General features: G+C 52.9%; 23 protein-coding genes. All 23 read right to left on the bottom strand.

From position 1 onward, the window contains the following. Nucleotides 1-83: 83 nt before the first annotated feature. Complete coding sequence (gene ymfI / locus HYD27_RS18320; RefSeq protein ID WP_219217550.1) at nt 84-851, bottom strand: elongation factor P 5-aminopentanone reductase; 768 nt, start codon at nt 849-851, stop codon at nt 84-86. Next, nucleotides 851-2,131 carry an EF-P 5-aminopentanol modification-associated protein YfmH gene (gene yfmH / locus HYD27_RS18315; RefSeq protein ID WP_219217549.1) on the bottom strand — a complete coding sequence of 427 codons (1,281 nt, stop codon included), beginning with the start codon at nt 2,129-2,131 and terminating at the stop codon, nt 851-853. Before yfmH ends, ymfI begins: the two co-directional genes overlap by 1 nt. 2 nt (nt 2,132-2,133) lie before the next feature. Beyond that, the gene (gene yfmF, locus HYD27_RS18310; protein ID WP_375373929.1) at nt 2,134-3,372 is read right to left on the bottom strand and encodes an EF-P 5-aminopentanol modification-associated protein YfmF; all 1,239 of its coding nucleotides are present in this window, start codon (nt 3,370-3,372) and stop codon (nt 2,134-2,136) included. Between the two features lie 219 nt (nt 3,373-3,591). Beyond that, nucleotides 3,592-4,446 (bottom strand): spore cortex-lytic enzyme, encoded by an 855-nt coding sequence (gene sleB / locus HYD27_RS18305; RefSeq protein ID WP_219217545.1) that lies wholly within the window; start codon nt 4,444-4,446, stop codon nt 3,592-3,594. Nucleotides 4,447-4,638: 192 nt separating this feature from the next. Further along, the gene (locus HYD27_RS18300) at nt 4,639-7,290 is read right to left on the bottom strand and encodes an FtsK/SpoIIIE family DNA translocase (protein ID WP_219217544.1); all 2,652 of its coding nucleotides are present in this window, start codon (nt 7,288-7,290) and stop codon (nt 4,639-4,641) included. 126 nt (nt 7,291-7,416) lie between these two features. Further along, complete coding sequence (locus HYD27_RS18295) at nt 7,417-7,632, bottom strand: YlzJ-like family protein (RefSeq protein WP_219217541.1); 216 nt, start codon at nt 7,630-7,632, stop codon at nt 7,417-7,419. Further along, nucleotides 7,629-8,408: a ClpP family protease gene (locus HYD27_RS18290; protein ID WP_219217539.1), complete on the bottom strand. Its 780-nt coding sequence runs from the start codon at nt 8,406-8,408 to the stop codon at nt 7,629-7,631. The genes HYD27_RS18295 and HYD27_RS18290 overlap by 4 nt, the downstream gene beginning before the upstream one ends. Nucleotides 8,409-8,565: 157 nt before the next feature. Continuing rightward, nucleotides 8,566-9,579 carry an anti-sigma factor gene (locus tag HYD27_RS18285; RefSeq protein ID WP_219217537.1) on the bottom strand — a complete coding sequence of 338 codons (1,014 nt, stop codon included), beginning with the start codon at nt 9,577-9,579 and terminating at the stop codon, nt 8,566-8,568. Further along, nucleotides 9,576-10,073 (bottom strand): RNA polymerase sigma factor, encoded by a 498-nt coding sequence (locus HYD27_RS18280; RefSeq protein WP_219217536.1) that lies wholly within the window; start codon nt 10,071-10,073, stop codon nt 9,576-9,578. The genes HYD27_RS18285 and HYD27_RS18280 overlap by 4 nt, the downstream gene beginning before the upstream one ends. Nucleotides 10,074-10,240: 167 nt before the next feature. After that, on the bottom strand, nt 10,241-11,920 hold the full coding sequence (locus tag HYD27_RS18275) for a ribonuclease J (RefSeq protein ID WP_219217534.1): 1,680 nt from the start codon (nt 11,918-11,920) through the stop codon (nt 10,241-10,243). Between the two features lie 599 nt (nt 11,921-12,519). Further along, on the bottom strand, nt 12,520-13,395 hold the full coding sequence (gene dapA / locus HYD27_RS18270) for a 4-hydroxy-tetrahydrodipicolinate synthase (protein ID WP_309242089.1): 876 nt from the start codon (nt 13,393-13,395) through the stop codon (nt 12,520-12,522). A gap of 16 nt (nt 13,396-13,411) precedes the next feature. Beyond that, entirely contained in the window at nt 13,412-14,632 is a 1,221-nt protein-coding gene (gene dapG, locus HYD27_RS18265) for an aspartate kinase (RefSeq protein ID WP_219217530.1), read from the bottom strand. A 187-nt stretch (nt 14,633-14,819) separates the two neighbouring features. Further along, a complete protein-coding gene (locus tag HYD27_RS18260) occupies nt 14,820-15,416 on the bottom strand; it encodes a dipicolinate synthase subunit B (RefSeq protein ID WP_219217528.1) in 597 nt (198 codons plus the stop codon). Beyond that, the gene (gene dpsA / locus HYD27_RS18255; protein WP_219217526.1) at nt 15,417-16,313 is read right to left on the bottom strand and encodes a dipicolinate synthase subunit DpsA; all 897 of its coding nucleotides are present in this window, start codon (nt 16,311-16,313) and stop codon (nt 15,417-15,419) included. Nucleotides 16,314-17,243: 930 nt separating this feature from the next. Then, nucleotides 17,244-17,690 (bottom strand): dUTP diphosphatase, encoded by a 447-nt coding sequence (dut, locus tag HYD27_RS18250; protein WP_219217524.1) that lies wholly within the window; start codon nt 17,688-17,690, stop codon nt 17,244-17,246. Beyond that, on the bottom strand, nt 17,668-18,933 hold the full coding sequence (locus tag HYD27_RS18245; RefSeq protein ID WP_219217521.1) for a M16 family metallopeptidase: 1,266 nt from the start codon (nt 18,931-18,933) through the stop codon (nt 17,668-17,670). Before HYD27_RS18245 ends, dut begins: the two co-directional genes overlap by 23 nt. A 78-nt stretch (nt 18,934-19,011) precedes the next feature. Further along, nucleotides 19,012-19,998 carry a polysaccharide deacetylase family protein gene (locus tag HYD27_RS18240; protein WP_219217519.1) on the bottom strand — a complete coding sequence of 329 codons (987 nt, stop codon included), beginning with the start codon at nt 19,996-19,998 and terminating at the stop codon, nt 19,012-19,014. 268 nt (nt 19,999-20,266) lie between these two features. Continuing rightward, nucleotides 20,267-22,369: a polyribonucleotide nucleotidyltransferase gene (gene pnp, locus HYD27_RS18235; RefSeq protein ID WP_219217517.1), complete on the bottom strand. Its 2,103-nt coding sequence runs from the start codon at nt 22,367-22,369 to the stop codon at nt 20,267-20,269. A 353-nt stretch (nt 22,370-22,722) separates the two neighbouring features. Next, entirely contained in the window at nt 22,723-22,992 is a 270-nt protein-coding gene (rpsO, locus tag HYD27_RS18230; protein ID WP_219217515.1) for a 30S ribosomal protein S15, read from the bottom strand. A gap of 156 nt (nt 22,993-23,148) precedes the next feature. Further along, nucleotides 23,149-24,090 (bottom strand): bifunctional riboflavin kinase/FAD synthetase, encoded by a 942-nt coding sequence (locus HYD27_RS18225; protein ID WP_219217513.1) that lies wholly within the window; start codon nt 24,088-24,090, stop codon nt 23,149-23,151. A gap of 38 nt (nt 24,091-24,128) precedes the next feature. Continuing rightward, complete coding sequence (truB, locus tag HYD27_RS18220; protein ID WP_219217511.1) at nt 24,129-25,043, bottom strand: tRNA pseudouridine(55) synthase TruB; 915 nt, start codon at nt 25,041-25,043, stop codon at nt 24,129-24,131. After that, nucleotides 25,040-26,017 carry a DHH family phosphoesterase gene (locus HYD27_RS18215; RefSeq protein WP_219217509.1) on the bottom strand — a complete coding sequence of 326 codons (978 nt, stop codon included), beginning with the start codon at nt 26,015-26,017 and terminating at the stop codon, nt 25,040-25,042. The genes truB and HYD27_RS18215 overlap by 4 nt, the downstream gene beginning before the upstream one ends. A gap of 21 nt (nt 26,018-26,038) precedes the next feature. Then, nucleotides 26,039-26,392 (bottom strand): 30S ribosome-binding factor RbfA, encoded by a 354-nt coding sequence (rbfA, locus tag HYD27_RS18210; protein WP_219217507.1) that lies wholly within the window; start codon nt 26,390-26,392, stop codon nt 26,039-26,041. Between the last annotated feature and the right edge of the window lie 17 nt (nt 26,393-26,409).

Raw genomic sequence — 26,409 nt, 5'->3', positions numbered from 1 at the left:
TTAAAAGCAACAGTTATAATATGTCTCAGCCCGGAGAATCTTATGCTGGAGCATTTCTCCAAACAACAGTCCACAGCGGGGCTTCAGGTAATCCAGCCGCCGTTCGGACTGATAATCTGCCCGGTGATATAACCGGATTCAGGCAACGCCAGAAAATACACCAGCGAGGAAATTTCCTCCGGCGTGGCCAGACGTCCTGCCGGAATCTCCTCCTCCAGCATCCGCACCTCATCCTCCTGCAGATTGGACAGCATTGCCGTGTGGACGGCTCCGGGCGCAACAGCATTGACTGTGACTCCGGAGGGGGCCAGCTCCTTGGCCAGCGCCTTGGTAAAAGCATTCACACCGCCTTTGCTCGCGGAATACGCCACTTCGCAGGAGGCGCCGGAAATGCCCCAGACGGAGGATACATTGATAATCCGCCCAAAGCGCTGGGAAACCATAAAGGGCATGAAAATCTGGGTGCACAAAAAGGTGCCCTTCAGATTGACCGCCATGATCCCGTCCCATTCTTCCTCGGTGACATCGGCCAGCATTCCGTAATGCGCCTTCCCGGCATTGTTCACAAGGATATCCGGCCGCATGCCGCTGGCCTCCAGCCTTTCCGCCATGCGCACAAGCTGGCTGCGGTCCTTCATATCCGCAGCCACTGTCATTACCTTGGCCCCAAGCGCCAGGCAGCGCCGGGCCACATCATTCGCCGCTTCGTGCGAATTCATATAATGGATTACAATGTTCATTCCCACAGAAGCAAAACGCTCGGCGATGGCACCCCCGATTCCGCCGCTGCCTCCGGTGATGAGCACTGTCATTTCACCTATCGGCTTGCTGTTCTCTCCCGGAAGCGCCATTAAGGACTCACCACAAGCGACACCGCGAGCTGCTCCCAGTCCACATGCGCGCGCAGGCGCGAGTTGACCTCCTCGAGTGTGATCGATTCATAGAGCGGAAGCACTTCGAAAAGATCTCCTCCGCGGAACTGGTAACGCGTGAATTCATGGGCAATGCTCTCCGGCGAGTTCAGCATCCGCAGATAGCCGCCGATTTTCTTTTTGCGGGCACGCTCGAAATCCTTCTCCGCGAAGCCCGACTCAAGCACAAGGCTGATCTCTTCCTTAATCCGCTTCAGCAGCAGATCCGGGTCCTTCGTATCTCCGCCAATAGCCGAGAAGGCATACTGCGGAGAACTGTTGAATTCATGCCCGAAGCTGTCGGAGATCAGTTCCTCGTCATACAGCTTCTGGTACAGCTGTGTACTGCTGCCCAGCAGCAGGTCCAGCATCAGCTTGGTTGTCAGATCGCGGCGGACCGCCGCTTCTCCGGTCAGCCCCTCCGCCTTCTCCTTGAAGCCGAACAACGTCTTAGGCATAGACACGGCTAGCTTGCTTTTCTTGACCTTTGCAGCCACCTGAGCCGGCTCTTCCTCGAAGATGCGCTGAATCTCGCCCTGCTTGCCGTAGGACTTGCCGCTCTGGCTGCTGCGGATCAGCCCGAACACCTTCTCGGGATCAACGCCGCCCACAACGAACAGCAGCATATTGCTCGGATGGTAAAAGGAATTGTAGCAGGTATAGAGCGTTTCTTTGGTGATCGTGGCAATCGATTCGATGGTGCCGGCAATATCGATATGGACCGGATGTTTGGCATACATGGCTTCGATCAGGCCAAAATAGACGCGCCAGTCCGGATTATCCGCATACATATTGATTTCCTGGCCGATGATGCCTTTTTCCTTCTCCACGTTCTCGTCGGTGAAATAAGGCCGCTGCACGAAATCCACAAGCGTACTGAGATTGGTCTCGATATTTTCCGTGGCCGAGAAGAGATATACGGTCTGATCAAAGCTGGTGAACGCATTCGCCGAAGCTCCGTTGGAGGCAAAGGTGGCAAAGATGTCGCCTTCCGGCTCCTCGAACATTTTGTGCTCCAGAAAATGGGCTATGCCGTCAGGCACGGTTGTTTCTTCGCCCCCGGCGACCTTAAAGTGATTGTCCACAGAACCGTATTTGGTTGCGAAGGTGGCGTAGGTTTTGAGAAAAGCCGGCTTCGGCAGCACATATACCTGCAGACCGTTATCCATAACCTCGTGATACAGCGTTTCTTGAAGTTTCTCGTAATGGATCTTTTCCACCGCTATTCCTCCTTCCCTGTCAGGAAATAAATCGTATCCAGCTCGAAGGTGCCGGCCGCAGCCTTCACATCTTCCGCTCCCGTGCTGTCCACCTGGGCCAGCAGCTCCTGGGCTGAGCGGTCTTTTCCGGACAACTCACGGTTAAAGTCAAAGGAAATCAGCTCAAAGGCGGAATCCTGAATTTCAGAAAGCAGATTGCGGATCATCGCCTTGGTCTGGCTCAGCTCCAGCCCGCTGATATTCCCTGCCTTCAGTTCATCCAGCTGCTTGCGGATAATATCCACGGCTTTGCCGTAATTCTGCGTTTCAATCCCCGATTGAATGGTGCCGATGCCTTTGTGGCCGTCGTAACGCGAAGAGGCGTAATACGCCAGGCTCTCTTTCTCGCGCACGTTCACAAACAGCTTGGAATGCGGATAACCGCCCAGGATGCCGTTGTACATCAGTGCGGAAGCATACCGGTCGTCTTTGTAGGTAATCGAGGTGCGGAGCCCCATGTTCAGCTTGCCCTGACTGACATCAAGCTTCTCTTCCACTGTGCGGACCTCCGTAACCGCTGCCGGCACGAAATTGGAGGAATACGCAGCCGGCTCGCCTGGAGCGCGGCCGAAATGGCGGACCACCAGCTTTTCCACTTCCTCCGGCGTAGTGTCTCCGACCACATACAAATCAAGAATGGCTCCGCCCAGCCAGGAATTGTAGGACGCATAGAGCGATTCCGGCGTAATTCCGTCGAGATCGGCTCTTTGGCCCAGCGGGTGAAGGCGGTAAGGCTCCTGACGGCACATTTCCTCTATGCAGCGTTCGGCCGCATAACGGATTTTGTCGTTGACGATGGCTTCCAGCTTCTTGCGCACCGTTTCGCGTTCAGTGGCCACATAGGAAGCGCGGAAGCTCCCATCCTCCAGCAGCGGCTTCGTCAGCACATCCCCGAGGAACGCAAACGACTCGCCCAGCAGGCTCTCCTTGCTCTGCACGAAGGAATCATTAATGGTGTCCATGCGGAACTGGACGATCTGATAGTCGCCTCTTTTATAAATGTCGAAGCCGAAGCCGGCACCGTACAGCTCCTCCAGACGTTCACGGAACTGTGTGGTTTCGGGATAAGCCGCCGTACCTCTGCGCAGCACAAAGGGAACCAGCGCCGTAGGGGTAACCGTGCTTTCGTCAAGCGGAACGCCGGCATAGAGCGAGATGGCGAATGTCTTGAACGCCTTGGTCGGCAGAACGTGAATGCGCATGCCTGCGGCGCTGCCATGTTGAAATCCGTTGTTTGTCAAGTCCAAAACTCCTTTGCGGCGGGGATAACTGCTTCTTAAATCCACTCTCTTTACAACAAGTTTATGAAGTATTATCCATTCTAAACCATTCCAAAGTAAGGAAGCAACCGGAAGCAGGCTGCCGGTTGCTCTTGGTCGATTGTTATTGCTGAAAGTGTATTGCACGCTGCCGGCTTGCGGCTACATGCAGAAAATATGCTGGCCGATGGTCTTCACCTGCGGACGGGTCCAAATCCATTTGGATGTGGCGGTCTTCGGATTGAAATAATAGATGCAGCCGCCGGAAGGGTCCCAACCGTTCAAGGCCTGCTGTACGGCTTTGCGCGCCTGTTCATTGGGCTCCAGATAAATCTGTCCATCCGCTACAGCCGTGAAGGCGCCCGGCTGAAAGATCACACCGGAGGGAGTGTTCGGAAAGCTCGGTGATTTCACACGGTTCAGAATTACTGCCGCTACGGCCACCTGGCCTTCAAAGGGCTCTCCGCGCGATTCGCCATACACCGCGTTCGCCATAATTTTGAGATCATTCTCCGATAGGCCCATCGTGTTGCCTGACGTCAGCTCGGCCGTATTGGAATTGGAGGTGCCTGCAGTGCCGGTACCGCCATTATTCTGAGCGGTGCCGGTTGAGGGCTCTGTCGGCTTCCAGGCCTGGGTGGCATTGTACAGCTTAAGCTTGGTTTTTGCACCGACGATGCCGTCTACCTTCATGCCGAATTTCCATTGAAACCAGGTGACCGCATTTTTGGTTTTGGTTCCAAATTGGCTGTCAATGGCCCCGGCATAATATCCCAAGTGCTTCAGTCTTCCCTGCAGCTCATAGACATCCTGTCCGGAAGAACCCACCTTGAGCGGAGTTGTTCCGAAAGCCGGTAAAGCCTCCTCCTCGGACACCGGGTTCTCCATCCTAACGGCTGCATTATTATTCTGATTTGCGTAGGCTGCACCATGCTCCTTAAAGAATAAGCCTGTGAACGGTGCAGCTGCCAGTGCAAGGGTTAGTGCGGCAAATATCCACTGCTTCTGCTTTTTCATTGGGGATCGCTCTACCTTTCTCTTGTAAGTTCTGTATGGATGGCTAAAGTTATTATGACGACTGGCAGGGCATCCTATGCATTACCGGTTCCGATTAAAGAGGCTCCGCCTCTTCTTGCCCATGCTCCGCACAGCCAAAAACCCCCTTCCATCTAGGAAAGGGGCTTGGGATCGAAAAGGATATTTGCAAATTTATGAACTGATCCGGTTATTCTGATACTGCTCCAGCGACATTAACACCTCACGGGGCTTGCTGCCCTCGTAAGGCCCGATTACGCTCCGCGCTTCCATGGCATCGATCAGACGTGCCGCGCGCGTATAACCCACACGCATGCGCCGCTGAAGCAATGATACAGAAGCTTGCTTCGCTTCAAGCACAATTTGAACCGCCTGCTCATACAATTCATCCTGCGGCTCCTGGTCTTCCGTCACCGCATCATCCACCTCAGGGACAATCGATTCGTCATAATTGGCCTCCCCCTGGCTGCTGACATACTGGACAATGGTTTCCACTTCCTGGTCGCTCATAAAAGCACCCTGGACGCGTATCGGCTTGGAAGCGCCCATCGGCAGGAACAGCATATCCCCCCGGCCCAGCAGCTTCTCTGCACCCGGCATATCCAGAATGGTCCGCGAATCCACATTGGAGGATACGCCAAATGCGATACGCGAAGGAATATTCGCTTTGATCAGCCCGGTGATGACATCGACCGACGGACGCTGGGTCGCAATAATTAAGTGAATCCCTGCGGCACGGGCCATCTGCGCCAGACGGCAAATGGCATCCTCCACATCGCTGGCCGCAACCATCATGAGATCGGCAAGCTCGTCCACAATAACAACAATGTAGGGCAGCACCGCAGCCGGATTATCCTTCATCAGATTATTGTAGCCTTCTACGTTGCGTGTGCCGGATTTGGAGAACAGCTCGTATCTTTTCTCCATTTCGACCACAATCTTCTTCAAGGCCAGACTTGCACGCTTCGGATCTGTAACCACCGGAGCGAGCAGATGGGGAATCCCGTTATATACATTAAGCTCAACCATCTTGGGGTCAACCATCAGGAATTTAACCTCATTTGGCTTGGCCTTATATAGAATACTGGTAATGATGCCGTTAATACACACCGACTTGCCGGAACCTGTTGCTCCTGCAACCAGCAAATGGGGCATCTTGGCCAGATTGCCGACAATCGTCTGGCCGGAAATATCGCGCCCGAACGCAATCGACAATCTGGATTCGGCATCCTGGAAAATCTGGGTTTCCATCACCTCGCGCATTGTGACGACCGACACTTCAGAATTCGGCACTTCGATCCCGATGGCGGACTTGCCCGGAATCGGCGCCTCCATGCGGATATCCTTGGCGGCCAGAGCAAGCGCGATATCATCAGTCAGATTAACAATCCGGCTGACCTTGACCCCGATATCCGGCTGTATTTCATAACGCGTAACCGCCGGCCCTCTAACAACCTCAAGCACCTTCGCCCTTACGCCAAAGCTCTCCAGCGTGGCTTCCAGCTTGCGCGCCGTCTGCATGTAATCGTTCTGGTCGCCCGCCTTGGCTCCGTTATTCGGCTTGGCCAGCAGACGGAACGAAGGCAGCTTATACGGTTTGGGCGGCGGCGGAAGCGGTGCAGGAACGGGCTCTCCGCCCTCAGTCGATTCCAGCAATCCGTTCAGCTCAAGCGGAGCCAGCTCCTCTTCCGAGAGCTCCCCCTCTGCAGAGGGGGAGCCGCCATGCGGATGCGGAGCTGTGCCGGAATGGGCATCCCTGGCCGCTACGCTGCGCGCCGCAGGAGAGAACTCGCTCCAATCTTCCCGGTCTTCCGCATTCAGTCCTTCGGAACGGATATGCTCGAAGAAATCGCGGATAATCGGAGTTACCGGCTCGGTATCATCCCCAAGATAATCCTCATCGTCATTCAGCTGGGACAATTCCTCCAGAGGAAGACCTGAAATAATGGGATCGGTGTGCGTGCCTGCCAGCACCACATCCTCTTCCTCTGTCTCAGCTTCGCCGGCAGGCTGTCCAGCCCTAGGCGCACCGCTGAACCAGCCGGCAATTCTCCTCAGGAACTGCGGCTGGCTGCGGCTTGGAAGCTGCAGCTCGTCCTCTTCCTCATCGGCCGCAGCCTGCACCGGCTGCGGAGCAGGCGTTCTGCCGGATCTTGAAGCTCTTGAGGCCACGGGAACCGCGGCGGGCCGGTTGGCTGTTTTTAGCCGGAGGCCCTCCACAAGCTTCACCAGCCGGACCCTCAGCAGCGTGAACAGCTCAACGTAGGAGAGGTTCGTAATCAGCATGAAGCTGATCGCCAGCATGACAATCATCAGCAGCTTGGCCCCCAGGCTGCCGAACAGCCACAGCAATGCCGCATATTCCAGTGCCCCCAGATATCCCCCGCTGATATCTTTGCCAAGCATATATACATCACTGCCGCTGGAACCGGATGACAGCGAGCCTGACAAATCATTATGTATTTGTGCAAGCACATTGCCCGGATGCAGCATCGACAAGGGTCCCAGCTTCTGTTCCATAGCCGAGATCGTACTCATCAGGCACATGGACAGCACCAGCAGCAGCGCGCCGGAATGGCGGCTGTTCCAGTTAGAAGGCCACTTTCTGTGAATCATTACCATCAATCCGTAGAAAATACCGACGAGCGGCAGCACAAAATAGAATCTCCCGAATAAATACCCTGCCATATTGGAAAGGGAGCGTCCTACCGCCGCCTCACCGGATAATGCAATGACGGATATTGTGATCAGCATAATTCCGTAAATTTCATATTTTAAAACGCTGCCGAGCAGCGCTTTTTTCTTTTTCTTTCTTCGTTTAGCCACACCAGCCACCCCCGGAACAATATTATACCATATAATGGCGTGGCGTACCTATGTTCTCTTTTGTCAGAAAATGCATCTTTCTGGTACCCTGTTCGCATTCCTGACAAAGGTCCGGGGAGACGGAATTCAAGAATTCCTGCTGATAATCGCTCCCGGTGACAATGCCGGGTCCAGATATTTCTCAAGCGGACAATCCAGCAGCCTGACAATGCGCGCCTGTCCGCGCTCCAGCGGCTCCACCTGCATCAGCAGGCCCTGAAAGTTAATCTCCTCCAGCGGCTGCGTGAGCTGAATCGCCCCTTCAAACACCTGCTCCATCGGAATTACGGTGTACAAGGTCATTGTGTCAGCCCTCCTTGCTTGAGCGGTTCCGGCGACTGTATAATTTCTCCGGCGATCATTCCGTTCAAACGGGACAGCGCCGCCCCTATTCCCCCCACCTCATCCATCAATCCGTATTTGACCGCGTCATAGCCTCCGACGGCAGTGCCGATATCCCGGTTCAGCTCGCCTGTCCGGAACATCAGATCCTTGAACTGCTGCTCGGAAATCCGTGAGTGGGAGGTTACAAACCTCACCATCCTCTCTTGCATCCGCTCCATATACTCGAAGGTCTGCGGCACTCCGATGACCAGACCGTTCATTCGTATAGGATGGATGGTCATCGTCGCGCTTTCGGCGATAATGGAGTAGCTGGAGGCTACCGCAACCGGCACCCCGATGCTGTGGCCTCCGCCAATCACCACCGTCACCGTAGGCTTGGACAGCGAAGCTATCATTTCCGCAATCGCCAGACCCGCTTCTACATCACCGCCGACTGTATTCAGGATAATCAGCAGCCCTTTGATCGTTTTGCTCTGCTCGGCAGCCACCAGCTGCGGAATAATATGCTCGTATTTAGTGGTTTTATTATGCGGAGGCAGTACGAAATGTCCTTCAATCTGTCCGATAATTGTCATGCAAAAGATGTCCGGCTCCCCGGTTGGTACGATGGTCTGGCCCAGCTCCTTCACAATTCCCGCGCTTCCCGGAAGAACAGGCTCGCTGGTCTGCGGCTTCACCACATCCGGGAAAATCTCCCCATCCGTGCCGGCATTAGCCCCTTCGGTTACGTCCATAGTTCTCAGCACTCCTTCTCTGCTTGCAGCATTCACCGGCTGCAGCCATACTAGCTTTGATTAGTTAGTATGACATTCCGCAGGACTTCCTTATGCACAGGCTTGCAAATTACACGGCCCGGCGCTCCTTTCCAAGAACTCCCGCAGTCCTGCTGCGTCAATATTTATCCACGACAGCGCCGAGCACAGCGGCGCGGACATAGCTTTGATTCTTGAAGCTTTTTAATCCATCAGCAGTGCCAGTAACAACAACACCCAGTATCCGGAGATCAGCGGCTTCCGGCTCTGTCTCGTCTTTCTTGAGATCATTATAAATGCGCCGGTATTCGCTGTTGTATTTGTCTTTTCTTTCAATTCCGCTTTTCACCAAATCGATAAAATCTTCAGGTGCTGCCTGATCCGAATCCGGCCGTATCCCAAAGCCATACACCCCAAATGAGGATGTCATGGGCAGCGGATAGCTCATGTTGCCGTTCCCGTCCCTGTAGGGCTTGAAATTGAATCCTGATCGGTCAGCGTAAGTATCAACCCAGTACCAAACCGGACTTATGCCTGCTGGAAGCATTGTTTTAACCTCGGCAAACGAATAGCTTGTGTTAAAAGAAATAGCCATCTCCACCAGCTTTTCTTCCTCCATGCGGTCCAGCAGGGAAAGATCGTTCAGAATTTTACCATTGTAATCGACTTCCGGAATGTAATACGCCATCTCTCTTTGCCCATTGTAAGGATTGTAATTCCGGTAGTATTCATATCCCTCCTGTTTCATATTGGAATCCTCTACAGTCAGGTTAGAAGTTCCGCCATACGTTCCGGTTGTGAAAGGAAACCACCATTCGTTGTAATTGATCCATTTGTTATGCCAGGGTATCGGTACATTCTCCACGATTTTGTAAGTATTCAGTTCCATGACACCGGATAAAAAACCGCGGTTATCCTTGTATCCGGACTCATATTCATTAGGACTGCTGATCATCATAAAATTCCATTCACTGAAAAGAGTTTCGGAAGACCTGCGGTCTACCAGCTGTGAAGCGCCGACAAATATGCCGATCAGTGTAAGAATACTGACGGTAAGCGAAATTATAATACTGCGGATCATGCTTTTCCGCTTGGTTTTTTTCAGAATATTCACGAGATTCTGTTCTTCTGCTTCTTCCCACGGGGCAGTCATTCGCCCTCACCTCCATACAATTGTTGAAATTGCTGCCTAGCCCTATAAAGAGTAGCTTTTACTTTGCCTTCGGATATACCGAGCAGCGCCGCAATTTCTTTATAAGACAGCTCCATCTCATATTTCAGCAGAATCAGCTGCCGGTTCACAGGGCTTAGCTTGGCAAGCACAAATTCGATCAGCTCTTTCTCCTCCTGGCGCAGCAGCACGGCTTCCGGCATTTCACTGCCCTGTACAGCTTGTTCGTCCACTTCCTCACTGTAAAGAAATCTTTTCTGCTTCCGGCAAAAATCATAGTACCGATTAATCGCTACTTTATACAGCCAGGCGCTGAACTTGCGCTCATCGATCGCTTCAAGATACAGCAGCGCCTTATAAACCGTATCCTGCACGATATCCTCCGCATCAGCCGCCTCCGCGCCCAAGCGGATTAAGTATCGGCAGATTTCCGCCATTTTGAATTGGAGCAGCTTCTCCATATCTCCAGGCCCCATCCCGCACCCCCTTGGCTATATAACGATTGGGCAGCCCAAATGTTGTTGCCGGATACCTATAACAAGCAAAAAGAACCCCTTCTCCCCTGGAAACCGTCCAATATTTCCGGGGAAAAGGGGCTCTTGGCCCTGCATATTTATTATTGGTTAAGAAGCATGCTTCTTGATTACACTTCCATGATGATCGGCAGGATCATCGGTCTGCGGCGGGTTTGCTCATAGAGGAAACGGCCGAGCGAATCTTTGACACTGGTCTTGAGTGAAGCCCACTCATTGACCTTCTCGCTCATCAGGCGCTGCAGCGTGCCGGAGACAATCCGGTTCGCTTCATCCAGAAGCCCTTCGGATTCCCGCACATAGACGAAGCCGCGGGAAATGATATCCGGACCGGAGACAATGGCCCCATTCTGCTTGCTCAAAGTTACAACTACTACAAGGATACCGTCCTGGGACAGCAGCTTGCGGTCACGGAGTACGATGTTTCCCACATCACCCACACCAAGTCCGTCAATCAGCACGTTGCCTGCGGTTACTTTGCCGGCTCTGCGTGCTGCGCCTCCGGAAATTTCAATCATTTCACCCAGTTCAGTGATAAAAATGTTGCTTGGCTCTACACCTACGGATTCCGCCAGCAGGGCATGTCTGCGCTGCATGCGGAATTCGCCGTGAATAGGAATGAAATATTTCGGCTTCATCAGGTTGAGCATAAGCTTCAGCTCTTCCTGGCTGCCATGACCGGATACGTGAACACCGGAATTGGAACCGCTGTAAATCACGTTGGCGCCGAGCCGGAACAACTCATCAATCGTACGGCCGACATATTTCTCATTGCCTGGTACCGGCGTTGCCGCAATAATTACGGTATCGCCCGGCAGAATATCCACTTTACGGTGGCTTGAGCGTGCCATGCGGGTAAGCGCCGACATCGGCTCGCCTTGGCTGCCTGTGCACAGAACTACCACACGGTTGCCGGCCATTCTGTTCATTTCCTCCGGCTCGATCAGCATGCCGTCAGGCACATTCAAATATCCAAGCTCGGAAGCAATGGATACCACGTTCACCATACTGCGGCCGATAACGGTAATCTTGCGGCCGGTTGATTCCGCCGCGTTAACCACCTGCTGGATACGGTGCACGTTGGAAGCGAAGGTTGCTACCACGACGCGCTGTTCAGCTTTGCGGAAAATATCCTCCAGAACAATGCCGACATTCTTCTCCGACGGCGTGAAGCCAGGCTTCTCGGCATTCGTACTGTCTGACATGAGTGCAAGTACGCCCCGCTGTCCGATTTCAGCCATCCGGTGCAAATTGGCAAACTGACCGTTGACTGGGGTATGGTCAAATTTGAAGTCGCCTGTGTGGACAACATTGCCTTCCGGTGTTTCGATGCATACGCCGACCGAGTCGGGGATACTGTGGTTCGTTCTGAAGAAAGTCGCTTTGAGCGAGGCGCCGAGTTCAATTTCCGAATCTTCATTAATGGTAATCCGTTTGGTTTCGCCAAGCAGGTTCGCTTCCTTGAGCTTGTTCTCTACAAGGCCCAGCGTAAGTCTGGTTCCGTAAACCGGAACATTGAGGTTCTTGAGCACATAAGACAAGCCGCCGATGTGGTCCTCGTGTCCATGGGTAAGTACAATCCCTCTTACTTTGTCACGGTTCTCTGTCAGGTACGAGATGTCAGGAATAACAATGTCAATACCGAGCATGTCCTCCTCCGGGAATTTAAGTCCCGCGTCCACGACTACAATGTCGCTGCCGTATTGAACCACATACATGTTTTTCCCGATTTCTCCGACTCCGCCCAAAGCGAAAATCGTCAATTTATCGTTGTTGTTTTTTTTGGACAAATGAATCTAACCCTCCTAATGATGTTGGACGTCATACTTTTATTTGCAAACAATAAGCTTCATTATTTCAGCGGCGCTGAACACATCTTCAAATTGCTGATAGCTTCCACAATCAACAAGGAAATTCCATAAGTCTGTATAATTTCGCATTGCGAAATCTCCTGAATCGGGCAGTGAAACCCTTCTTGAGCGGAAAAAAGCCGTCAAAATTCACTGCCCGCGCCCCTCGCGCGAAAATCTGGCGCTATTAGCGCAGACTTATTCAAGGACCTATCCTGTCTCACAATGTAAAATACATTGACGGAAGATTACCGCATATTTAATTTTTACCGCACCCAGTCACTTAAGAACATTATACATGATTTTTTTGGCAAAAGACAAGTCATCGACTCCGCATCCCTATTCTTTCCTTAATTCATGGCCTTTATTTGAGGAAAAGACAAGCAGAAACAGAGCGCCGTGTTTGTCTTATCCTTTGTGAAGGCACGCTGAAACTTTATAATGCGTTTATATTTTTGACACAAAACATACAGAAGCCGGCACTCCTGGGCAAGGAATGCCGGCTTCTGAGCGAAGGCAACCGGAACGTTCAACTGAAGCTACTTCAGCAGCGCTGCAATAAATGCCGCCTCTTCCTCTGTAGGTGAAATCAGCGGAAGCCGCACCGAACCTACATCGATACCGCGCAGCCCCAGTGCGTACTTCACGGCAGAAGGATTAGGAAGCGGCTGCGGGCATTCGAACAGCCCCTTAAATACCGGGAACAGCTTGCGGTGAAGCGCCCCGGCCCGCCGTACGTCGCCTGAGACAAAAGCTTCGATCATCTCCGCCATCTGCCCGCCCACCACGTGGCTGGCTACACTTATAATGCCATGGCCTCCAACAGCAAGCGCAGCAAGTCCTGCGGAATCATCCCCCGAATATACCCGGAAGCCGGCGGGACAAGCGGAAGCAATCTGTGTAATCTGATCCACCGACACGCATTCCTTCGTAGCCACAATGTTCGGGATCCCGGCCAGCCTGAGCGTGGTGGCGGCACTCATGCTGATACCGGTACGGCTTGGGACATTATACAAAATAACAGGAAGTGCCGTCTCCCCAGCGATAGCTGAAAAATGCCGGTACAGCCCTTCCTGGTTCGGTTTGTTGTAATAGGGAACAACCAGCAGCACACCGTCCACACCGATTTTCTCGGCTTCCTTCGTCAGACGCATGGAATGTCTGGTGCTGTTGCTTCCAGTGCCGGCGATGATTTTACAGCGGCCGGCAGCCCTGCCGAGTACATAAGCAAATAACTCAAGCTTTTCTTCATCGCTTAAGGTAGGGGATTCTCCAGTCGTCCCGCAGACCACAAGCGCTTCGGACTTCTGCTCCTCAATTAAGTAGTCTACAAGCCTTGAGGTTGCTTCCCAGTTGATCTCCCCTCCCCCGTCAAAGGGGGTAACCATGGCGGTTATTAATCTTCCGAAGTCCACTTTGAATTCCTCCTTGTCAGCGGTGTAATTCAAATTTGGCATGCAGCGCACGCAGCGACTGCACCATATCTTCCTTTTTGACCAGAACCCAGATGGTTGTATTGGAATCCGCCGACTGCAGAATCTGAATATTCTGCGAGCTTAGCGCTTCAACGATGCGGGCCATGATGCCGGGAACCCCATTGATGCCGCCGCCGATTACTGAAACCTTGGCGCAGCCGGACAGGCTCGAAGGACGCAGCCCCAGCTCCTGCAGCGCGGCAATCGCCTGCTCCGACTTGTCATCGTTCACTGTATACAATGCTTCGGTCGGCGTTACGTTGATGAAATCCACACTGATGCCGTTGTCGGCCATGCTTTTGAAAATTTTCAGCTGCACGCCGGTACCGTTGCCATCCGGGCATTCCACAGAAATCTGGGTGATGTTGCTCACATAGGCAATGCCCGTGACAAAACGGTCCACCACTCCGTGCGAAACATCGCTGAACCCTTCAGGATGAGTTACGAGCGTGCCTTCGGCTTCGGAGAATGTAGACCGTACACGTACCGGAATCTGGGCCTGCATGGCAATCTCCACTGCGCGGGGATGAATCACCTTGGCGCCTTGGTAAGCCATGTTGCAGATTTCCGTATAGCTTACATAGGTCAGTTGCTTGGCGTCTTCGACAATCCGCGGATCGGCGGTGAGAATACCGTCCACATCCGTATAAATATCGACCATATCCGCACGCAGCGATGCGCCAAGCGCCGTTGCCGAAGTGTCGCTGCCGCCGCGTCCAAGGGTAGTGAAATCACCGGCTTCGGTCTGCCCCTGGAACCCGGTTACAATAACTACCTTATGCTCGCGCAGCTCGCGTAGAATGCGTTCGGTTCTAACATCCAGAATTCTTGCGTTGCCGTAGCTGTTATCGGTCAGAAAGCCGGCCTGTGCTCCTGTCAGCACGGTAGCGGGAATGCCCTCCTGCTCCAGCAGGCCGCACAGGGTTGTGGCGGAGATGATCTCTCCGCAGCACATCAGCAGGTCCTTCTCCCTGGCCGGCAGGGAATTTCCGTTCTGCACCGCCCAGTCGAGCAGCGTATCGGTTGCATAAGGCTCGCCTTTGCGGCCCATGGCCGATACGACCACCACCAGGCTGAAGCCGCTGGCCAGCTCGCGTTTGACATGACGGATGACATGTTCTCTGGCCGCAGGTGTGGAGAGTGAGGTTCCGCCGAATTTTTGCACCAAAATACCCATTTATAATTCCTCCATTGCTTCTCTGAGCAAGCACACTAATACGTACGCAGAACAGCCATTCCTCAAGCGGGAATACTGCCTGGGCCAGGTCCGTATTCGGATAGCTGAATAAAGTGTTGAACCGCCCTCGGAATGAGGACGGCAGATGTATACCTTTATGGCCAGAGTGCCTGCGTGATTCAAAAGTCTATGCTGAATGAAACCGTTCGATAATCATCGGCTGCAGCTGGCTGCCCTGCAGAGCCGAATAGCAGGCCTCAGGGATGAGGTCCATCTGCGCCACAAGCGAATTCGGCTTGCTCTGCGGATTATCCTGGCCGAACGGCACGAAATAAATATTCTTCGTCACCAAAAGCTTCGCGATATTCGCCGCATTCAGTCCGAGTCCGTCATTGGTAGAGATCGCCAGCACCAGCGGGCGGCCATTGCGCATTTGCGATTTGGCAGCCATCAGCACGGGACTGTCGGTCATGGCATTCGCCAGTTTACTCGTCGTATTCCCTGTGCAGGGCGCAATGGTCAGCACATCCAGCAGCTTGGAAGGCCCCAGCGGTTCCGCTTCAACAATTGTAGAAATGATATCATTCCCTGTTATATCTTTCAACTGTTTTAACCAATTTTCCGATGTCCCGAAGCGGGTGTCCGTATTCAGCACGGATGCGGAAACAATCGGCACCACCTTCGCACCGCCGTCCATAAACCGCTGAATCTGCGGCATGACCTCGGCAAACGTGCAATGAGAGCCGGTAATTGCATAACCTACTGTTTTACCATGCCAATCCATTTATTCGTCCCCCCTGTTCAAAGTCTCGTCCGATATCGACTGTACCAGCGCGTTAGCCATAATGATTCCGGCGCTTTTGGGAGCAACGATTCCGGGCAAGCCCGGTGCAAGCATGGCCTTGATCCCGCGTTTTTCCGCATAGCGGAAATCGCAGCCGCCCGGGGCGGAAGCCAGATCGATAATTACACAGTGTTTGGGAAGACGCGACAGAACCTGCGCCGTGATGATCATGCTTGGAATCGTATTAAAGATGAGGTCCACGTCCGGCGCATGAGCCAGCAGCTCTCCGGTCATAAAGGGCTTCCAGCCCATTTCCTCTGCCCGTGCGAAATGCTCCTGTTTTCTTACTCCCACCTTTACGCCTGCACCCAAGCCCTGCAGTACCCTTGCCATGGTAAAGCCGGTTCTGCCCATGCCCAGCACCATTGAGGTGGACCCGTGGATTGTAAAATCCGTATTCTGAATTGCCATAACCAGCGCTCCCTCAGCCGTAGGGATGGAGTTATAGATCGCCACATCGTCCCGGCTCAGCAGCTCCACCAGCTTCAGCGAATGCCGGGCGCACAGGCCGCGCAAATAGCTTTTGGCCATGCCGGTATATACCGTGCAGCTTGGCGGCAGCGCAGCAATATGCTCCTCCAGCAGCTGCAGGCGCTCATTGGACATAAGGGCAGTGATATTGCCTTCATCATCACAGCCCACCGTAGGCAGCACCAGGACATCCGCACGGCTCAGCAATTCTGACGACATCTGTTCCAGGCTCACCCCCGGGCTTGGGGCATCCCACTTGTCGAACCCGGCAGCGCTTACCGTCGCATCCATTTCCACACATTTCCGAATCACTTCAATCTGTCTCGCGTCCCCGCCCAGGAACACGATCCTGATGCCAGTAAGCATAGGGATGACGCTCCTTTCCACATACACACTATCGACTATAGAGCATCTTATGCCGCAGGCTGCGGATGGGTGATGAGCGGAGAAGAAATAGTGGGCACTCCGAATAAACCGCAGAAAAGCAGCCGAGTTCATTTTTATGATATGTTCAGAGGGCCAGGGAATTTTTGGAGGTATTCAGGCAGGGAATATAATACACAGCAACGGACTTGAGAAACAGCGGAGGTCAAAGAGGACGAATTGATGGAGAGCGAAACATAACAATCCTTATATTCCCATAAGCAGAAATGGCTGCGATCCAAAGGGCAGCCATTTTAGTGGTAAAAAGGATAACTAAAGTAGCGCATTCGGATTCCGGATCATCCCTAGCGGGAAAAAGTACAACTAATTCGGCTGAAATCAGCCGTATGGGGGAACGGGCCTCCATGAAGTGTACAAAATCCCACTAAAGCCCGTCAAAGCCGGAATTCCAGCCCATTAGTGTTACTTTTTCCACTTCGCTTTCTATGAACCTCCTTGCGTTCCATCAGCTTGTTCAGGTTCTCCGGTTCCATTCATATAAACCTGAATTCCGAAAGTGAATTGAACCAATCCAGATAGGACAAGGGATAAACCCTCTTTTTCCTTCACCCTTTTGGTTGCAGGCTGTTTTTAGCAAGAAATCCCTTCGTGTAGAGCCTTTGAGATGATTTGTAGATGCTTACTTTCGAAATTCAGGATAAATTCTTATCTTTCAAGCAGAAACGGCTACGCCGTCCTTATAAGAGACGGGGTGTTTCAATGAGAAATAGAAGGATCATTTAATGTGCACAGCATATAAATGCTTATATTTCAAAAAAAGCTTGCGGAGCCCGCCGTTACCGGCGTTAATCCGCAAGCTTTCCCTATGGCTGCGAGGAACATGCTGTCCTTGAAAAAGGACGGCCCCGCTTCTTATTTGCCCGTGTGCCCGAAGCCTCCGGCTCCGCGCCGGGTTTCCGATAGCTCTTCCACCTCGGCCAGAGTCACGGAAGGTACAGCCTGAAAGACCATCTGGGCAATCCGTTCATTGCGGGCAATGGCAAATGGCTCCTGCCCCAGGTTGATGAGCAGCACCTTGATTTCGCCGCGGTAATCGGCGTCGATCGTTCCCGGGGTGTTCAGGCAGGTAATGCCGTGCTTGAGCGCCAGCCCGCTGCGCGGCCGGATTTGCGCCTCCAGCCCGTCCGGCATGGCCAGTGCTATTCCCGTCGGGATTAGTGCACGCTCGCCCGGAGCAAGCACAACAGCCTCCCCTACGGCTGCGTAGAGGTCATAGCCTGATGCCTGCTCGGACATTTTGCGGGGCAGCTCTACGTCCTCCGTGCCCGGAAGCCTATTAATTTGAACGTAATAAGACAAGATCATCTCTCCTAACATTGGCAATAGCTTTGTCTGTGGAGCCTACCATCGCCAGCGCCAGCGGCTCCGCAAACATTTGGTCCAGCAAATAATTGACATCATCCATCGTCACCCGCTGAATTTTGGCGATCATATCATCCAGTGTATCATGTCTTCCCAGCATCAGCTCATTTTTACCGATACGGTTCATCCGGCTGCTGGTGCTCTCAAGGCTCAGGATCAGGCTTCCTTTTAGCTGCTCCTTGCCCTTTCGCAATTCCTCTTCGCTAAGCCCCTTGACGGCAAGCTCGTGCATCATTTCTTTGATCAGCTCGGTAACCTCTTTGGTCTGCTTCGGCGCGGTTCCCGCATATACCGTGAACATGCCGCTGTCCGCCTGAGAGCTGTGATAGGAATATACCGAGTAGGCCAAGCCGCGTTTCTCGCGGATCTCCTGGAACATCCGTGAACTCATCCCGCCGCCGACCGCATTGTTCAGCAGCACCATCGGATATTGCAGCGGTCCGCCGCTTTGGACGCCAGGCAGGGAGAGGCAAATATGGTTTTGCTCTGTTTTTTTGCGGTGAAACAGCAGCCCGCCATGGAAATCAGGCGCAGCCAGCGCTGCGGATTCGCCATGGTTGTCAAAAGACCCGAAGTGCTTCTCCAGCAGCTCGGCCAATCCGTCATTAATGTTGCCGGCTACGCTGATGACTGTATTCTCAATCGTATACTGCGTCTTCATATACGCGCGGAGATCCTCAGGAGTCATTTCCTGCAGACGTTCCTTGAGCCCGAGAATTGAATAGGCCAGCGGGTGCTCCCCGTAGGCTGCGGCACACATCAGATCATGCACCAGATCATCCGGCGTGTCCTCGCACATGGCGATTTCCTCCAGAATGACGTTTTTTTCCTTCGCCAGCTCCTCGGCATCCATCCGCGAACGGAAAAACATGTCGGCAAGCACATCCACAGCTATGGGCAGATGCTCATCCAGCACTTTGGCATAATAGCATGTATATTCCTTGGAGGTAAATGCATTGACGTTGCCGCCAATCGCGTCGAACTGTTCGGCAATATCCTTGGCGCTATAGCGGTCGGTGCCTTTAAAAAGCATATGCTCAATAAAATGAGAAATCCCGTTGTTGAGCGGAGTCTCATTGCGGGAGCCTGTTTTGACCCAAATTCCAAAGGAAACGGATCGGCCGGTGGGGATGGTTTCGGTAACCACCCGCAGACCGTTTGACAATACTATTTTTTCCACTTCTAAGTCCTCCTGGCATAGACCTGATTCTATCTGTATTTGGTGTTCGCGCCTCTTATCCTACCAGAATTAAGCGGCTCACTCAACATCCGGCGGCAGTACACGCTCTGCGGAGAGCGTCTGGCTGACCGTTCCCAGCTGCAGGCCTTTGGCCTTGATTCCGCGGATCATCCCCTGCAGAGCCTTCGATGAGGAGGCAGTCGGATGCATCAGAACCAGGCTGCCCGGCTCAATCTTGCTGCTGATCTTGGTGATGATCGAATCCGGTGAAGGATTGCGCCAGTCCACCGTATCAAGCGTCCAGAGCACGGTTTTCAGTCCAAGCGAGGCCGCAATATCTACAGTTTCCTGGTCAAAATCACCGGATGGAGGTGCAAACCAGGTATTGGTCACCCCAAGGCTTTCCTTTAGCAGATTCTGCGTTTTCTGGATCTCGGCGGTCGCGCGCGCCCGGCTCAAGGTGCTCATATTGGGATGGGTATAGGCGTGATTCTCCATTTCATGCCCGCGCTTCAGCATTTCAGCGGCCAGCTCTTTATTGTGGCTTAGCCAGCTGCCGTCGAGAAAAAAGGTGACCTTCACCTTTTCCTGGTCCAGGATGTCCAGCATCGGGAGAATGTACTGGTTGCCCCAGGCTACATTGATCATCAGCGACACCATCGGCTTCGCGGGGTTGCCCCGGTAGATCGGCTGGGCCCCCAGATCATTCAGTGAAATTTCAGGCTTAATCTGGCGGTAAAGCAGCTTGAGGCCAGCATTCGGTCCCGCTAGCTGCGCATTCCGGTAAGTAGCCTCCACATCCACTTCCAGGCCGTTATAGCCAGGGATAGCCTTCCATACCCGGTCCACAGTGGCATCTATTGGAGGGGAGTTCAGCTTGGCCGCCTTGACCTCAATGCTTGTACGCAAATCATCCTTCGGTTCTGCGGCAGTCCCGCCCCACACAGCCAGCTCCGTCTGCGGCTTAAGCTGGGCCAGCATTTTCTTCACCGGCCCGTTCGTACTGCCGATGCCGATCACTACAGCGATGCAGGCCAGCACAAGCGCCGCCTTTTCCGTCTTCATGTCGTTTTTCCTCCCCGGCAGAAACGGTTCATTTGTCCGTCCCGGCACAGGGTACATGCAGAGACGCTTTGTCCCAGCCTATGAATTTCCAGAGGAAAATATGCAAAATAACCCCACAAAGTGGGGCATTGGCTTCGGTGATTTACTCAGGTACTTTGCGGGGACCCCCAAAAATATAAATTCTTTCAAAAAAAGAGCCAGAACGCAGTTGCTTCTGTCTCTCCTTATTCATTCAAAACATTAATTCGGTTGAAGCTGCATGGTGAAATTATGCCTTAGCTGCGCCTTCCGAAGTGAGTACAGCCTTGCGCGACAGATTGACGCGGCCCTGCTGGTCGATTTCGGTTACTTTGACAGTAATCGTGTCGCCGATAGCTACGACATCCTCTACCTTGGCTACGCGCTCTGTGGACAGCTGCGAGATATGCACCAATCCGTCCTTGCCCGGAATCAGTTCAACAAAAGCACCAAACTTCTCGATGCGTCTAACCGTTCCCACATAGATTTCTCCGACCTGCACTTCACGCACAAGGCCTTCGATAATGCCGCGGGCTTTTTGAATCATAGCTTCGTCCGAAGAGCCTATGAATACACGTCCATCCTGTTCGATGTCGATCTTCACGCCGGTTTCTTCGATGATTTTGTTGATGATCTTACCACCTGCACCGATAACATCGCGGATTTTGTCCGGATTGATGTTGATGATAATGATTTTTGGTGCGTATTTGGACAGGTTAGGTCTGGGCGCAGAGATGGCCTCCATCATTTTGCCCAAGATGAACATACGTCCTTCTTTGGCCTGCTGGAGAGCATCCTGGAGAATCTTGCGGTTGATGCCATCAATCTTGATATCCATCTGAATCGCAGTAACCCCTTCTGCCGTACCTGCAACCTTGAAATCCATATCTCCAAGATGATCTTCCATTCCCTGAATATCGGTCAGGATCGAGACATGCTCTCCGTCTTTGATCAGCCCCATCGCCACACCGGCTACAGGCGCTTTAATTGGCACACCCGCATCCATCATCGCCAAGATGCTGGCGCAGATACTTGCTTGGGAAGTAGAACCGTTCGATTCAATCGCCTCAGAAACCAGACGGATCGTGTACGGAAATTCAGTTTCGCTTGGGATGACTTTGGACAATGCGCGTTCCCCGAGGGCTCCGTGTCCAATTTCGCGGCGTCCCGGTGCTCTGAGCGGACGGGCTTCCCCAACGCTGAACGGCGGGAAATTGTAATGGTGCATGAAGCGTTTGGTCTCAGCCGGATCAATTCCGTCAAGAATCTGCACATCTCCAAGCGCGCCGAGCGTACATACGCTAAGGATCTGTGTTTGTCCGCGAGTGAAGAGTCCGGAACCATGGGTGCGCGGCAGCAGAGCCGTGTCGCATTCAATGGGACGGATTTCGTCAAGCTTGCGTCCATCCGGACGAATCTTGTCATGCGTGATCAGACGTCTTACCTCATCCTTCACGATATCATGCAGCACTTCCTTGACATCCTTCAGAAGCTCTGGTGTTTCTATGTATTTCTCTGCGAAATACTCCACCGTTTCATTATTGATCAGATCGATGGCATCCTGGCGGGCATGCTTCTCGGCAATCTTCACGGCTTCCACCAGACGAAGCTGCGCATATGCACGGACCTCGGCATTCACGTCGGCATTTACCGTATGCAGCTTCACCGCCATCTTTTCTTTGCCGGCAACCGCAACCAGCTCTTCAATTACAGCTACGATCTTGCGGACTTCATCATGCCCGAACATGATGGCTTCCAGCATTACATCTTCCGGCACTTCGTTGGCTTCAGCCTCCACCATCATAATGGCGTCCTTCGTTCCGGCTACGACCACATAAATGTCGCTGGCCGCTTGCTGTGCAACATCAGGATTAATGATGAACTCACCGTTAATGCGGCCCACAGCCACACCGCCGATCGGACCGCTGAACGGCACATCGGAGATGCTGAGGGCTGCAGAAGTACCGATCATAGCAGCGATATCCGGCGCACAGTCCTGATCCACGCTCATTACAAGATTCAGGACCTGCACATCGTTGCGGAACCCTTCGGGAAACAGCGGGCGGATCGGACGGTCCGTCAGACGGCTGGACAGAATCGCTTTTTCGCTTGGTCTGCCCTCCCGTTTGATGAAGCCTCCGGGAATTTTACCGACTGCATATAATCTTTCCTCATAGTTAACCGTAAGCGGGAAAAAATCCAGATCTTTAGGCTCGCTGGAGGCTGTAACCGTACACAATACTGAAGTGTCTCCATAACGGACCATGACCGCAGCATTTGCCTGTTTGGCCAGGCGGCCCGTTTCCAGCACAAGGCGTCTTCCGCCAAGCTGCATTTCTACACGTTTTTCCATAAAACCCCTCCTTGAATGGTATTAGACCCGCATCTCGCTATCGCAGGTTCAATGATAGCCCGGAAAATAAAACGTTTGTTGCAAGTGAAACGGCTATGCCTCCCTCAAGAATCCGTTTCAGCGAGAAATAGAAGGACAATATATAGCCTGAAGCCTATAAATTCTTATATTTCAAGCAAAAACGGCTTGTCCTCAAGCAGAGATAAAACAGCCGTTTGTGCAAAGAATATCAACTTGCCAATAACAATAGTTTCCCCTAAATTTCCAAAAAGCAACCCGGCTGTCCCGCTGTCGCTCGTAAGAAGGACATACGGTATACAACCAGGCTGCTTTAGGGTAACGATTATGAAAAATTAGCGACGCAATCCCAGTTTTTCGATCAGGGCGCTGTAACGTCTGATGTCTTTGTTTTTCAAATACGCCAGCAGTTTACGACGTTGTCCAACCATCTTCAGCAGCCCCCGGCGGGAATGATGATCCTTCTTGTGCGTACGCAAGTGGTCGGTCAAATTAACGATGTTCTCCGTTAGGATAGCAATTTGCACCTCAGGGGATCCTGTATCGGATTCATGAGTTTTGTGCTCGTCAATCAATTGGTGCTTACGTTCTTGAGTCAATGCCATCCTGTTCACCTCCTTCAATATAATCGCCAATAGCCTCGTCACCGTCGGTGAGAACATGCAACCAAGCTAAGGTTATGATGCTGTCATTCCAGCACCGTTAATCAGTATAGCACCTTCGAAGACAAATGTAAACGGCATGTCCACGGTGTACCGGGATTAAACTTCCAGCAGTTTTTTGGCTGTATCGGCATCCTTGCCAATCTGTGCGATTAAGGCACCTATGGAGTCGAACTTGCGCTCGGCACGGATGAATGAGACCAGTTCCACCTTAAGCTCCTGCCCGTAGATATCCTCCGCAAAATCAAACAGATGCACCTCAAAGCTCGGCGCCTTTACCCCGTCGTGGAAGGTTGGCTTCACACCGACGTTCATCACACCGTGGAGCACTTCAGCCTTATAGAGGACTCTTACCGCATATACACCCTTGGCCGGAATCACATAGCGGTCTTCAAGCTGAATATTCGCTGTAGGAAAACCGATTGTGCGTCCACGCTTCTCCCCATGCACGACTGTCCCGCGCAGATGATAACAGCGGCCGAACCATGCATTTGCCAGGGCAAGATCGCCGCTATGGAGACTTTTCCGGATACCCGAGCTGCTGACCTTCTCCCCTTCAAGCAGGAATGCAGGCACAGCCTGCACATTCATCACGCCCCGGCCCAGCTCACGAAGACGATTGACGTCACCCTCACCCTTGTAGCCGAAGCGGAAGTCAAAGCCGACCACGGCAGTAACAATCTGCAGCGGAAGCAGCATCACAGAGACGAAATTCTCCGGACTCACCCGGGAGAGCTGCTCATCAAATTCAATTACATACAAAATATCGACGCCCATCCCGGCAAGAATCTCCTGCTTGTCGTTCGGCGGGGTCAGATATCCATCATAGTCGCCTTTGCCCATGACATCCTTCGGATGCGGATGAAAGGTTATGACTGCAGCGGGTATGCCCTCTTTGCGGGCCAGCTCCACCGCGGTAGCAATGACGCTGGCATGTCCACGGTGCAGCCCGTCAAACTGTCCCAGTGCGGCTACTTGCGGCTGTGCCCACTGATCCTCTGTCTCCGGCGGTATGGGATAGCTTAAGGTTACGGTTCTCACGCTGTTTCTCACCTACAATTCACTAATTAAATTAAGCTTTAAGCTTGTGCAAAGACCTTAACAGGCGCAATAGCTCCGGTTTCTTCCAATTCATAAATGCCCAGGAACCCGCCCTGAATGTCATATAGCCGAAAATGTCCAACCTGCTTCACCTCAGGCGCCACATGGCGGAGAGACAAACGCTGCCCCTGCAAAGCTGCCTTCTTCTTTTCATCCATCACCGTATGTCTGGGCAAATGGGAGATGGCTTCATCAGCCGCAATCAAATGGTCATCCAGGGTTCCGGCTTCCTTATACTCAGCTATTTGCTCCAGGGTCAGGCAACGGCTGGCTGATATTCCGGCGGACATGGTCCTTTCAAGCTTAACCATGACTCCCGGAAGTCCGAGCGCCCGTCCGATATCCACACAAAGAGTGCGGATATACGTGCCTTTGGAGCACAGCACACGGAATGTGATATCGGGATGCTTGCCATTCCAGACCATGCCTGTCATTTCAATCTCATAAATTTCCACTTCACGGCTTTTGCGCTCTACGGTTTTGCCTTCTCTGGCCAGTTCATAGAGGCGTTTGCCGGCAACCTTGACAGCCGAATACATCGGAGGAATCTGGGAGATTACGCCTTTAAAAGAATGCAGCACCGCGAGGACTTCGTCTTCCGTAACATGTACTTCATCCACCGACTCCGTTATCGTTCCCGTTAAATCCTCCGTATCACTGGATAATCCCAGCCTCAAAGTCGCCGCATATTCTTTGGGCAGCTCCTGAATGTACTCAACGACACGTGTGGCCCGTCCGAGACAGAGCGGCAGGACACCGGTTACCTGGGGATCAAGCGTCCCCGTGTGTCCGATCCGCTTCATGCCGAGAATGCGCCGTGCTTTGGCAACAACATCATGTGAAGTGAAGCCGGCAGGCTTATAGACAGCCAGAACACCTGTAAGCTCACTCATAAATGACGTCTGACCTCCTGAAGCACCATCGGAATAACCTCTTCCAGAGCGGCATCGATGCGCGCACCCGCCGCGCGGGTATGTCCGCCCCCGCCAAAAGTCTGCGCCAAAGCGGCTACATCCACCTTGCCGGCAGACCGCAAGCTGACTTTCACCGCCCGCTCATGGATCACCTTGAACAGAATTCCAACCTCCACACCGCGGATATTGCGTGGATAATTAACGATGCCTTCAAGATCTTCGTTCGCAGCATCGCAATCCAGCATGTCTTGAGGTGTCACATATACCCAGGCGATGTCCCCTTGCGGGGTCAGCTCCAAAGTGCTAAGCGCCCGGTTCAGCACCTTGACCTGGGCCAGGGTCATCTCTTCCAGCAGCGTTTCCGCAAGTTCAGGGCCGTTGACACCGAGTGCCAGCAGATCGGATACTGCCGCCATCACCTTGGGTGAGGTATTGGTGTAACGGAAACCGCCGGTATCCGTCAGCAGCCCGGTATAGATTGCAGTGGCAATATCGATATCCCATTCCACCTCAAACGTCTTCAGCAGATCGAACAATATTTCCGCAGTCGCAGCAGCATCCGGCTTGATCAGCGTCACGAAGCCGTAACCGTTGTTCGTCGGATGATGATCTATGTTCACGATCAGGGCATCGGCGGCAAAATGACGCTGGGTAAGCCCTACACGCTGAAAATCGGCACAATCGACGCAAATGACATAGCTGTACTGGCGCGGCAGTCCGCCTTCAGACAGATTGACAATCTCATGGGCATGCCATAAGTATTCCATCCGCTGCGGGATCGGACCTTCGTTCAGCATAGTATATTTTTTGCCCAGACATGAGAGAAGCCAGCCCACCGCGAGGGTGGAGCTGACTGCATCTCCGTCCGGCTGAACATGCGACACTACAAGATAATCGTCGTGTTCCAGCAGAAACTTACGGGTCTGCCGGAGACTTTGTTCATAGCTCTGCATTCGCCGTCTCCTTTATGTTTCCTAGCTTTCTTCATTTTTGCCGATTTCACCGAGCAGCTTCTCGATATGGCTTCCGTAAGCAACGGATTCGTCAATCTTGAAGATCAGCTCCGGTGTATGGCGCAGGCGAATCGCTTTGCCAAGCTCCGTACGGAGAAAGCCGTTTGCTTTCTCAATCGCTTTCAGGGAACCCGTTTTCTGCTCCTCGTCCCCGAATACGCTCAGGTATACCTTAGCCTGCGACAAATCGCTCGTCACATCTACACCCGTTACTGTTACAAACCCGATGCGCGGGTCCTTAAGGCCGCTTTGGATGAGCTGGCTCAGTTCTTTCTTAATCTGTTCGCCAACCCGTCCGGCTCTGATTTTAGACATCTGTATTCACCTCTTCG

Origin of the sequence: Paenibacillus sp. S150 (genome assembly GCF_019352175.1) — a bacterium.
Lineage (GTDB): Bacteria > Bacillota > Bacilli > Paenibacillales > Paenibacillaceae > Paenibacillus_AQ.
This window is presented reverse-complemented; position numbering and strand designations above follow the sequence as displayed.